Source organism: Paenibacillus sp. FSL M7-1046 (assembly GCF_038007405.1).
GTDB lineage: Bacteria > Bacillota > Bacilli > Paenibacillales > Paenibacillaceae > Paenibacillus_AQ.
In genome coordinates, this window is sequence record NZ_JBBOXB010000001.1 from 4,583,607 (window position 1) to 4,595,644 (window position 12,038).

9 protein-coding genes are annotated in these 12,038 nt (G+C 52.3%); 1 reads left to right on the forward strand and 8 read right to left on the reverse strand.

The genetic code is table 11. From position 1 onward, the window contains the following. Positions 1–16: 16 nt before the first annotated feature. Together NYE29_RS20130 and NYE29_RS20135 are read right to left on the reverse strand one after the other, a co-directional pair. Positions 17–1,639: an MDR family MFS transporter gene (locus NYE29_RS20130; protein WP_076113363.1), complete on the reverse strand. Its 1,623-nt coding sequence runs from the start codon at positions 1,637–1,639 to the stop codon at positions 17–19. Between the two features lie 22 nt (positions 1,640–1,661). Continuing rightward, positions 1,662–2,090 carry a MarR family winged helix-turn-helix transcriptional regulator gene (locus NYE29_RS20135; RefSeq protein WP_038595081.1) on the reverse strand — a complete coding sequence of 143 codons (429 nt, stop codon included), beginning with the start codon at positions 2,088–2,090 and terminating at the stop codon, positions 1,662–1,664. A gap of 549 nt (positions 2,091–2,639) precedes the next feature. Here NYE29_RS20135 and NYE29_RS20140 point away from each other — a divergent pair. After that, positions 2,640–3,578, forward strand: a complete 939-nt coding sequence (locus NYE29_RS20140) for a glycoside hydrolase family 43 protein (protein ID WP_340897206.1) — start codon at positions 2,640–2,642, stop codon at positions 3,576–3,578. Between the two features lie 61 nt (positions 3,579–3,639). Here the strand turns inward: NYE29_RS20140 and NYE29_RS20145 are convergent, their stop codons facing one another. From NYE29_RS20145 to NYE29_RS20170, 6 genes are all read right to left on the reverse strand, one after another. Further along, positions 3,640–5,577 (reverse strand): NAD(+) synthase, encoded by a 1,938-nt coding sequence (locus NYE29_RS20145; RefSeq protein WP_340897207.1) that lies wholly within the window; start codon positions 5,575–5,577, stop codon positions 3,640–3,642. Between the two features lie 311 nt (positions 5,578–5,888). Next, a complete protein-coding gene (locus NYE29_RS20150; protein WP_340897208.1) occupies positions 5,889–6,731 on the reverse strand; it encodes a sugar phosphate isomerase/epimerase family protein in 843 nt (280 codons plus the stop codon). A gap of 22 nt (positions 6,732–6,753) precedes the next feature. Beyond that, positions 6,754–7,458: a rhamnogalacturonan acetylesterase gene (locus NYE29_RS20155; protein WP_340897209.1), complete on the reverse strand. Its 705-nt coding sequence runs from the start codon at positions 7,456–7,458 to the stop codon at positions 6,754–6,756. A 71-nt stretch (positions 7,459–7,529) separates the two neighbouring features. Beyond that, entirely contained in the window at positions 7,530–8,930 is a 1,401-nt protein-coding gene (uxaC, locus tag NYE29_RS20160; RefSeq protein WP_340897210.1) for a glucuronate isomerase, read from the reverse strand. A 42-nt stretch (positions 8,931–8,972) separates the two neighbouring features. Continuing rightward, positions 8,973–10,460: a UxaA family hydrolase gene (locus NYE29_RS20165; protein WP_340897211.1), complete on the reverse strand. Its 1,488-nt coding sequence runs from the start codon at positions 10,458–10,460 to the stop codon at positions 8,973–8,975. Positions 10,461–10,595: 135 nt separating this feature from the next. Next, on the reverse strand, positions 10,596–12,011 hold the full coding sequence (locus NYE29_RS20170; protein WP_340897212.1) for a tagaturonate reductase: 1,416 nt from the start codon (positions 12,009–12,011) through the stop codon (positions 10,596–10,598). Positions 12,012–12,038: the final 27 nt, after the last annotated feature.

A 12,038-nucleotide genomic window follows, 5' to 3' on the forward strand; every position in this document is an offset into this window, starting at 1 on the left:
ATTTAATCCATTATACTTAAGCTTTTTCTACCGTAAGCTTGGAAGGATTCAAGCCTTCTGCTTCTCCTTCGGCAGGAGCCTTGTTCGAGGTGCGGAGCGGCAGCTCCTTCAGGAAGAAGACCAGAAAAAAGGCCACAACCAGTACGATGGTCCCTGTCAGGAACACGGTGGACAATGTCTGGCCCAGAGCGTCACGGATGCTGTCAATCATCTGAACGAAGATCGGCTGGGCATCGGCAGGCAGGCTGGCTTGTGTCTGCTCAAGCAGCGGCTTGTTCATCAGCGCCTGCGGATTGGCAAAGGCTGTCATTTGCTGGGTCACTGCCGGATCCAGCTGAGAGAAGTCTGCTGCCGAGGAAGACTGCAGGGCTTCCTTGAGATGTTTTGTAAGATTGTTCGACATAACAGTCCCCATCACGGCGATACCGATGGTACCGCCGAGGTTACGGAACAGCTGAGACGAAGCGGTAACTGCACCAAGCTCCGTATGGGAAACTGCATTTTGCGTAGCCAGCGAGAATACAGGCATACCCAGACCAAGGCCGAGGCCGAATACGATCATACTCAGAACTGCCATTGGCACATTGTTCATGAATACCATAATCGCCATGCCGGCAATCATAACCGGTACGCCAATCAAGGCATAACGTTTGTATTTTCCTTTTTTGGCGATCATCTGACCGGTAAAGGTACTGGCAACCACCATAACGATCGACATCGGCATTGTGACATAACCGGCGTAAGTAGCGGAGATACCGAGCACACCCTGCACGAAGAACGAGAGATAAATCATCGCACCCATCATGCTGAAGTTCATAATGAACCCGATCAGGTTGGAAATCGTAACTACACTGTTTTTAAATAGATGAAGCGGCAGAATCGGATTCTTCGCTCTGGTTTCGGTGAAAATAAAGACAAGCAGCGAAATAACAGATCCGGCTAACAGGCCGAGAATTTGGGATGAACCCCAGTTATATTCTGTACCTGCCCAAGAGAAGGCCAGCAGCAGCGGAACAATGGTCGTCGTCAGGAACAGTGAGCCGAGATAGTCGATGCTTGTAGACTCTCCGCGTTTGGCTTTCGGGAACAGGGCCAGGATCAGCGCAAAAGCAACAAAGCCGAGCGGCAGGAAGATCCAGAAGAGCCAGTGCCAATCCATATGGTCAACAAGATAACCGCCGAGTGTCGGTCCGAGTACACTGGAGAAGCCGAAGACAGCTGTCATTAGGCCCATCCATTTGCCGCGTTCACGCGGAGGGAACAGGTCGCCTACAGCTGTGAATGCGGTGGACTGGATAATACCGGCGCCCACGCCTTGAATCCCGCGGTAAATGATGAATTGATACACATCATCCGAAGTACCGGTCAGAAAAGCTCCGACCATAAATATCAGAATCCCTGCCAGCAGAAAAGGCTTGCGGCCGAACATGTCGGACAGCTTGCCGACAAGCACCGTGGCGATTGTTGAAGTCAGCATGTAAATATTGATCGTCCAGGTATAGTAATCCATACCGTCCAGTATCGCGATAATGCGCGGCATAGCCGTGCTGGTAATCGTCTGATTGATCGCCGCAAACAGCATAGCTGCCATAATGGCGATCATAATGGTAAGCTTGCGCTTATCAGATAAATGTTCCATTGATTTTTTCCCCACCGTTTATTTATTTTTTGTCTAATTCCGAAATTAATACTCCAAAAATTCTTCTTAAATGTGCGATATCCTCATCAGGCAAGATGCTGAAGTAGGAGCCCATGATCTCCTTTTGTTTATTATGCGCCTCCTCGATTGCAGCTTTTCCTTCCTTCGTCAGTGTAATATTAACCACTCGTCGATCGTCAGCCGCCCGTTCCTTCTCGACGTAACCTTCAGCAAGCAGCGAGTCTGTAACACCTGTGATTGCCGCGGGGGTCATGTTAAGCGCAGCGGCCAGCTGGGATACCATCATCGGGCCTTCCTTGGACAGAAAATGCAAAGCCTTGAATTGGGTCAGGCTAAGGGCAAAGCCTTGTTTATTCCAGCCCTGAGCCATTCCTTTCAGGAACGTTTTGAACATGGTAGAGATTTCAAAAAAATCATTGTGATCGGACAAAACTTCACCTCCGAAAGCTGTATGGAAAACGCGGACAAGTTAATTTAGCGTTTAATGATTAAGTGATAAATAGTTAAATACTAAATTATTAAGCTGTGAATCAATATATCACCAATTTTTTATCCCGTCAAGACAACAAGCTATATAGATTGAACTTTCGGATTTCTACCGCTAAATAGCGGTTTAAATCAAGAAATTTGAAGACAACAGCGGCCGGAAGTCCAAATATTCACCGTAGTTGCGACTGATCCAGTACTCTAAAACCACAAGTTCAATTTATATAGGGAATTTTCTTTGATTCTAATCGTTAAGAAGTAAATGGTTAAATACTAAAATAATAAACCGTGAATCAATATATCATCAAACTTTTATCCAGTCAAGAATGATATAAGTGGAATTTCATCGGATTTCTTGCCGTGAAAAGTGCAGGATAGTTCAGTTATGTCCCATAATAGATCATTTATGTTTATTTCCCGCCAGGGTACTATTAATGCTGGAGAAGTTCGGCACCAAAGAGATTATGAACTTTGATTAGGAGGAACCTATTTTATGGAAGCCTATTTGTTTGTACATTTTAAGGAGAAAAAGACTCCCGACGGAGAACAGGTCTACTTCGCACTCAGCACCGATGGATTCAATTGGGAAGCGGTTAACGGGGAACAGCCTGTTTTATGGAGCAATTTGGGTGAGAAAGGCGTCAGAGATCATACCATCATCAGAACACATAACGGCAAATTTTATATTCTTGCGACTGACCTGAGTCTGGCCAATTGTTTCCACACCAAATACAAAGGAGATTGGTCCAACATTGGCAGGGATGCGAGCAAATGCCTCTCCTTGTGGGAATCGGATGATCTTGTGAACTGGTCCGATCAGAGAATGATTGAACTCGGCGATACGGATTTCGGCTGCCTGTGGGCTCCGGATGTGATTTATGATTACCAGAATGAAGACTATGTCATTCACTGGTCTTCTTCGCATGCCTCCAATAATTATGGGGATAAGGCCATCTATTATACGCGTACTAAGGATTTTGACAGCTTTAGCGAACCACGGATGCTGTGCCGGAAGGATGGCAGCGGAATTATCGATTCGGCAATTTATGAAGAGAACGGCATGTATTACCGCTTCTTAAAGAGCGAGGCCAACCCGGCGGGGATTATTCTGCAGAAGGGCAGCACTCTTACCGGAGAGTACACCCGAATTGAAGCCTTTGATGAAGAAATGGCCAAGCTGGGACACAGTGCTTATGAAGCACCTACAGCGTTTAAGCTGAGCAACGGCAAATGGTGCCTGATGCTGGACTTTTTCGGTGTGGAAGGGGAGGGTCAGGGCTACGTTCCTTTTATAGCGGATGAAATCGACAGTGGACGGTTTATCCGCTCAGACGAGAGCTTCAGCTTCCCGTACGGTTTCAAGCACGGCACAGTGTTGGCTATCACAATGGAAGAATACAACCGGATCAAGGAAGCATTCGCCGGACAATAGAACAAAAGGAGCATCCGCCAGCGCAGCGGATGCTCCTTTTGTTGTTCATAAGCCTGTATCTCTACAATTCCTCGACTTCCCGCAGCCAGAGCGCGGCGGAAGCGTCGCTTGGCATCCGCCAGTCGCCGCGCGGTGAAAGACTGACGGTCCCGACCTTCGGGCCGTCCGGCAGGCAGGAGCGTTTGAACTGTTGGGTGAAGAAACGGGTGATGAATACTTTCAGCCACCCGACCAGCTGTTCCCGGGTATATCCATCGCCAAAGGCATGTTGGGCGAGGTACAGGATTTTGCCGGGGGAAGCGCCGGTGCGGAGCATATAATAGAGGAAGAAATCATGCACAACATAAGGACCGAGTATATTTTCGGTCAATTGGACAATTTCCCCTGTCTTCGAAGGCGGCAGCAGCTCTGGGCTGATCCCCGTTTCAATAACGCTGTAGAGCAGTTTGTTCACCGTCTCGTCCGCTTCGTGATCCGCATACCAGGCGACGACGTACTGGATCAGTGTCTTCGGAATGCCTGAATTGACACTGTACATGGACATATGGTCCCCGTTATAGGTACACCATCCAAGCGCCAGCTCGGACAAGTCGCCGGTGCCGATGACAATGCCGCCATTTTTGTTGGCCAAATCCATCAGGATTTGTGTCCGTTCTCTGGCTTGTACATTTTCGTAGGTCAAGTCATGAACATCCTTGTCATGGCCGATGTCCTCGAAGTGCTGCAGACAGGCAGCCTTGATATCGACAACCTTAAGTGAAGCTCCCAGCGCTTTGATCAGGCCGACGGCATTGTCGTAGGTCCGGTTCGTTGTGCCGAAGCCCGGCATCGTAACGGCGAGCACGTCGCTTGCCGGGCGGCCGAGCAGCTCCATGGCCCGTACGGCCACCAGCAGCGCAAGCGTGCTGTCCAGGCCGCCGGAAATGCCGATAACGGCCTGCTTGGTGCCGATATGGCGGATTCTTTTCATCAGGCCGGAAGTCTGGATGGAGAGGATCTCACGGCAGCGTTCGTCGCGCTGAAGCGGATTGCCGGGAACAAAAGGATTAACGCCGACGGTACGAACGAGTTTCCGTTCACTGTTAAGGAGGGCAGGCTCCGCATACAGCACCTCACGATAATTGCGGCCGCCCTTTCCGGCGCGGAAGGTACCCATGACCGCGCGGGAATACTGGATTTTCGGGATGTCGATATCGGCGATGATGATCCGGCTCTCATGGGTAAAACGCTCCGATTCCGCAAGTGTCAGCCCGTTCTCGGCGATCAGGGAATGGCCGCCGAATACGACATCGGTTGTGGATTCGCCGGCATTGCAGCCGGCGTAGACATAACCTGCCACGCAGGAGGCGGACTGGCTGGAGACAAGCTGACGGCGGTAGTCTGCTTTGCCTACCAGCTCGTTGCTGGCTGAAGGGTTAAACAGCAGCACAGCGCCGGCTTGGGCTAACAGACTACTCGGTGGAACGGGAACCCACAAGTCCTCACAGATTTCAACGCCAAAGGATAAATTGCTGTTCGCTTCACATGCGAAGATAAGATCATTGCCGATGGGAACGGTGATTTCCCCGAGACGCAGCTCTGTGATTTCAAGCTCTTCGGCACCTGCAAACCAGCGCGGTTCATAGAACTCACTGTAGCCGGGAATACAGGTTTTGGGCACAATGCCCAAAATGTTTCCCTGCTGGATGACGGCGGCACAGTTGAACAGCCGTCCCTTAATGGCAATGGGCAGTCCGGCAATGACTACCATGTGAAGTCCGGCACTTGCGGCGGCAATGCTATGTAGGCTCTTCAGAGCCGCATCCAGCAGTGCGGGCTGCAGGAATAAATCTGCACAGGTATAACCGGTGATGCAAAGCTCGGGCAGCACCAGATACTCTACCTGTTCCTCGTCCGCCTGCTTGATAACCTCAATAATTTGTGCTGCATTAAACTCGCAGTCAGCCACCCGCAATTCCGGGGAAGCGGCAGCCACCCGCGCGAATCCATAATTATGCATTGGTTTCACCTATCCTTTTTATAATAACGCGTTTCTAATAATTGTACCCATGATTCCCCATCAGTAACAAGCGGCAGTTTCATGAGTTATAGATTACGCGCAGCGGGGCGGGGAAGGGGAGTCACAGCAGCATTGGTTAAAATCGAACCGTACGTCGCTACATAAAAATGCCCGGAACTCCAGAGAGCCCGGGCATTCAACAGCAGCTCTGGATGATTTCAGAGTGCATGTTCTGGAATCATCCGCCATATTAGACACGGTAAAGCGGTCCTGAAATGTGTTTGTATCATCCAAAGAAATGCAGCGTTTCGCTAGACTTCGCTGTATAACCGCTGCAGGAAATCTACACTTTCCCGCAGATACGGTTCGGTAGTGCTCTCCAGGAGGCCCTGAATGTGCGGGCGTGTATATTTCATGTACCGGAGGACAGGAGCAAAACTAAGCTGTCCCTGACCGACAGGAACAATGACGATTTGGCCGTCCTGGACCGTGAAATCCTTCAGATGGATCACTGCGATTCTGTCCCCAAGCAGCTCAAGTGCTTCGGTAATGACCGCTTCCTGCTGCTGGTAATTATCGGGCGACATCAGGTTCGCGCAGTCCAGAATGATCTGCAGATTATTGGAGGGAATCAGATCCAGCAGCCGCCTCGTCAGCTTCGCAGAGTGCAGGGGATGATTCTGGCCTGCCTCAATGCCTACCGTTACGCCGAAACGTTCCGCTTCCGCCACCATGGCCTTGACCGAAACGACTACCTCCTGGAAGGCTTCCTCCGTAAAGTTATCCGTTGTATAGCCCTTGCCTACGCTTCCTGTTTCCGTACCTACCAGGCTGGCTCCGAAATCACGTGCCAGGCGAAGATGGGTGCTGAAATCATTTAACGCCTGCGCTCTTTTGCCGGGATCGGGATCAATGATATTTACATAGCAGCCGAGAACGGCGATCCGGACCCCGGCTTGCCGGAACGCTTCGCCAAAGTAGGCCGCTGTTCCCGGGCTTAATGCCGCCAGAGAGGGGACGCTTTCGGGAAAAGATTTGCGTACCGCAAACTGAATATGCTTAAAGCGGTATTGATCCAGCTTGGCGATCAGCTCCGGCAAAGGAAGCCGGGCAAAATCATGGGCGCGGATGCCAAGATGAAGCGGTGCGGACATAGGGTACCTCCCCTTTTCTTAGTTAAATCCTGTTCTGTTGCAATGGATGCATGTGTTGAATAAGAGTAGACAAGTCTGCAGAATGGCGGATTGCTTCTGCTACCAGCTCTGCCACTTGTTTGGCCCCTTCATTAGAGAAATGGGTATCATCCGTAATCCCTTCCGGATAATTGGGATGCCCGTTCTTGGGCAGATGCATAAATAAATGCCTGGACCCCTCGATACCGAGCTTCCGGTAGAGCTGCTGGGAAGAAGCGAAGATATCAAGCAGCGGTGTGCCGGTAAGCTCCGCCACTTCACGCATCGCCTGCGGGTAAGCTCCCACCGCCAGCGGATCGGGATCGCCCTGCGGAGTGAAGCGGCGGCGGCTGACAGAGGTCAGCAGGACAGGGAAACCGCCGCGGCTGCGGGCCGAATCAATAAACGTGATCAGATTGAGGCGGTAGTCCTTGCCGGGATCGGTATAGCGGGCCGGATCCTCCTGCTTCTCGTCATTGTGGCCAAACTGGATCAGCAGATAATCACCGGGCTGGAAATCCTGTTCAATATCCGCGAGCCGTCCTTGCTCGAGATATGATTTGGTGCTCCGTCCGTTAATTGCGCGGTTGTCCACGGTGATTTCCGGGCCGAAATAGCCCTGAAGATATTCTCCCCAGCCGGTCATCGGCTTCTGGTCCGCACCTTTCTGCGCTGCGGTGGAGTCACCGGCGATATATAGTGTCGGCATGAAGTATTCTCCTTCATTACATATTAATGTTTTTGCGCCAGCTCTTGCAGAGCTGATCGCTCCTGCTTTCTTTATTCTCCGGCTGGAAAACCGAAGAATCCGGCGGCGTTGTTATACGCGATATTCTCCACCAGTTGACCCAGCAGCACTTCGTCATCCGGCGCTTCACCGCGCTCGGCCAGTTCACCGATCAGCCCGCACAGCACACGGCGGAAATATTCGTGGCGGGTGTAGGAGAGGAAGCTGCGGGAATCTGTCAGCATGCCGACAAAATTGCCCAGCAGGCTGTTGTCCGCAAGCAGTGTCAGCTGCTCGCGCATTCCGCTGCGGGTGTCGTTGTACCACCAGCCGGAGCCAAGCTGGAGTTTGCCCGGTGTGTCCTTTTGATAGCAGCCCATCAAGGCCAGCAGGGCGGGATAATCGCCCGGATTCAGCGAATAAAGAATCGTCTTCGGCAGGCCGGTCCCGCATTCTGCGCGGTCGAGCAGCTTAGACAACGCTTCGGTCAGCGGCAGGTCATTCAGGCCGTCATAACCGGTATCCGGTCCCAGCTTCCGGAACATTGGTGTATTGTTGTTGCGGAAGGCGTGCAGATGCAGCTGCATCGTCCAGCCTTTATCGTGATAGAACCCGATTAGAGCCGACAGCAGCTCCGTGCGGTAGAGTGTGATTTCCTCCGGTGAGAGGATTCCGCCCTCCAGCCGTTTGGCGAAGATGGCTTCGGCATCAGCAGGTTCACCTGCACGGTAGCGCAGCACATCCAGCGCATGGTCGGACAGGCGGCAGCCGTTCTCATGGAAGAATTCCACGCGGTTTCTCAGTGCGTCCAGCAGCGAAGCATACGACACCACGTTTAAGCCGGATGCTTCTTCCAGCCGCTTGATCCAGGCCGGGAATCCTTCGGCGTCAATGTTCAGCGCCTTGTCGGGACGGAAGGTAGGGAATACCTTGAAGGCCGTCTCCGATTCTTTTAACAGCCGGTGGTACTCCAGCGTATCAGCCGGATCATCTGTAGTGCAGATGGTCTTGACTCTGGAGCTGCGGATCAGTCCGCGGCGCGAGAAGGCCGGTTCCGCCAGCTTGCGGTTGACTTCTTCCCAGATGGCCGGAGCAGACGTTTCGTTGAGCAGCTCATGGATACCGAAAAAACGGCGCAGCTCCAGGTGAGTCCAGCTGTACAGCGGGTTGCCTACGGCTTGCGGTACGGTCCGGGCCCAGGCCAGAAACTTGTCATAATCCGAGGCATCTCCGGTAATATGCGATTCCGGAACCCCGTTGGCACGCATCAGCCGCCATTTGTAATGATCTCCGTAGAGCCAGGCCTCGGTCAGGTTGCTGAATGCACGGTCTTCATAAATTTCTTTTGGATCGAGATGGCAGTGGTAATCAATAATGGGCATAGCTTTGGCATGTTGATGGAACAGAAGCCGTGCGGTATCGGTTGTTAATAGAAAATCATCGTTTAAAAACATAATGACGCTCCCTTTGCATGGATTTGGAATGGAAATAGGGTATTATAGCGTGACTCCAGTTTTGAAAATAGCCAGCTCGCGCACTTCGTTTTGCTCATTCCGTGTTTTTTGACCGCTGGCAACATCGATAATATAGGCGATAAACTCCTCAAGCACATCGGCCATCGGAACCTCCAGCAGCGGACCGGCGTTGAAATCCATCCAATGGCCTTTTTTGGCAAAAAGCTCATTGTTGGTTGCCACCTTAACCGTAGGCACAAAGCTTCCGAACGGGGTTCCTCTGCCTGTTGTGAACAATACCAGCTGGCAGTCTGATGCGGCTAGCGCAGATGCGGCCACCAGGTCGTTGCCCGGCGCCTGCAGGAGGCTGAGCCCTTTTTTGCGCAGCTTTACACCGTATTGCAGCACATCCACCACAGGGGAGGTTCCTGCCTTCTGGGTACAGCCCAGCGATTTGTCTTCCAACGTGCTGATGCCTCCGGCTTTGTTGCCGGGAGAAGGGTTCTCATAGACCGGTTCCCCGTAAGAGAGGAAATATTGCTTGAAGTTATTGATCAGGGATACGATATCTTCATAGACCGCACGGCTTTCCGCACGGGCCATCAGCATTTTCTCAGCTCCGAACATTTCAGGCACTTCGGTCAGTACCGAGGTGCCGCCCTGGGAGATAATGAAATCGGAAAAAGCGCCCAGCAGCGGGTTGGCGGTAATACCTGAGAATCCGTCGGAGCCGCCGCATTTCAGCCCGATGTTCAGCTCGCTGAGCGGAACCGTCTCACGGGCATCCTCCTTAGCTGCTTCATACAGCTCCTCCAGCAGCGTGAGACCTGCTTCCACTTCATTACCCACCTCCTGGGCGACGAGGAACTTGACCCGCTTCTCGTCATAATCACCCAGCATACTGCGGAACTCGGAGACGATGTTGTTCTCGCAGCCAAGACCGAAGACGAGCACCCCCCCGGCATTGGGATGATTCACGGCATCCAGCAGAATGCTGCGGGTCATCCGGTGGTCATCGCCAAGCTGGGAGCAGCCGTAAGGATGCTTAAGCACGGTAAAGTTGTCGAAGGTCCCCATATCCGGATGTTCAGCCTTGAATTCCTGCAGCATTTGCTCGGCGATACCGTTCACACAGCCTACTGTGGGAATAATAAACAGATCATTGCGGATGCCGACCTTGCCGTTTGCCCGGCGGTAGCCCTGAAAGGTCAAGTCACGGGAAGGGTAAGTGACCGGATGAAGATCGGGCACATATTCATATTCCTCTTCACCCGCCAGATTCGTCTTGATGTTATGCGTGTGAATCCATTCGCCTGCTTGAATCGGAGCAACCGCGTGGCCGATAGGATAACCATATTTCGTAATAACGTCATCCGCCGCAAAGCTGGTCAACGCCATTTTATGACCCTGCGGGATGTCCTGGATTGCCTTAAGAGTCATTCCTTCAAAAACAAGCTCTTCTCCTGCGGAAATGGGGCGCAGCGCCACAGCTACCGTATCCCGGGGATTCATTTTCATTAGACGCTTCATGCTGTCCCTCCTAAAAGTGTGGTGATTTCATTAACTTCCTTGATCACCTTCTTCTAAAGCTTGCTTTGGAACCTTTAGAAGAAGCTGTGCTTGTTAGTCCGCCTATCGTTTATTTACCTGCCAACTGTGGAAGTCTCAGCTTACAAACTGCTCCAGTGCAGCCCGGCTGTCCGAGCTTTCCAGCTTCTGCAGATGGGACGCAAGCACCTCTGCCAGGCCCGGCACCAGCGATAAATCTTCGCCCCACAGGCTCTCGTCCTTCAATATCGCCTGTACGAAGTTGGCAGGATTGCTCCACGCTTCATCAAAAATGGCCAGCATTTCCGGACTATCCTGACGCGCCACAAGGTCTCCACGGTAGCTGAGCAGCAGGCCGGCAAAGGAGAGGGTAATCAGCTCCGGCAGCTTGCCGCGCTCCTGCTGGAACTTTAGCAGCACAGGGAGCAGCCGGGTTTTGAATTTGGAGATGCTGTTCAGGGAAATGGATGTAAGCTCATGACGGATATAAGGGTTTTTGAACCGCTCCTGCACAGCGTCAGCATAAGGCAGAAGCTCCTCTTTCGGCAGATCCAGCATCGGGATCAGTTCTTCCGCTATTAATTCCTGAACAAACCGGGAGAACGTTTCGTCATTCATCACATCCTCAACCGTCTCAAGGCCGGCCATCATGCCCAGTGGCACCATCGCCGTATGAGGGCCATTCAGCAGATGAACCTTCCGCTCACGGTAAGGTGTCATATCATCTGTCACCACGACATTCAGTCCGGCTTCCGCCAGCGGCAGCTTCTCTGCAAGCCATGCCGGGCCTTCAATGACCCAGAATAGAAACGGTTCAGCGGTCACCATCAGGTTGTCGAGATAACCAAGTTCAGCCTCCAGCTCCGCGGCTTTATCGCGGGGATACCCTGGTACAATCCGGTCTACCAGACTGCAGCAGAACGTATTCTCCTGTTCCAGCCATTGCAGGAAGGCTTCACCCAGGTTCCATTCCGCAGCGTACTGCTGCACAATTTGCCGCAATTTCTCGCCGTTGCGGTCGATCAGCTCACAAGGGATGATGACGAAGCCTTTTTTGCCCAGTTGAAAACGCCGGTGCAGAAGCGCTGTCAGCTTGGCCGGGAAACTCTTCGGCGGTGTACCGTCCGCGAGGTCGCCCGGATGATAGGCAATCCCGGCTTCAGTGGTGTTGGAAGTGATGAATTCCAGCCCATCGTCCTCAGCCAGAGCGAGATAAGCTTCATAATCGGTATAGGGATTAATCACCCGGCTGACGCTGGAGATGATCTCGCGTGAATTCACAGGCTGCTGCTGCATGATTCCGTTTAGCAGTACAGTGTACAGGTTATCCTGGGCGGCCATCAGCCCGCCAAGACCCTGCTCAATCGGCTGAACCAGCACTGCACTTCCGTTAAACAGTCCTTGATTGTTCATTTGCTGCAGCTGCCAGTCTACGAAGGCGCGCATAAAGTTGCCTTCACCGAACTGAATCATCCGTTCGGGATGCAGGGGCAGATGGGGATGAGTGCTTCGGGATAAACGGTTTGTCGACATTGGTTTGATCTCCTTTGAGTTCAAATA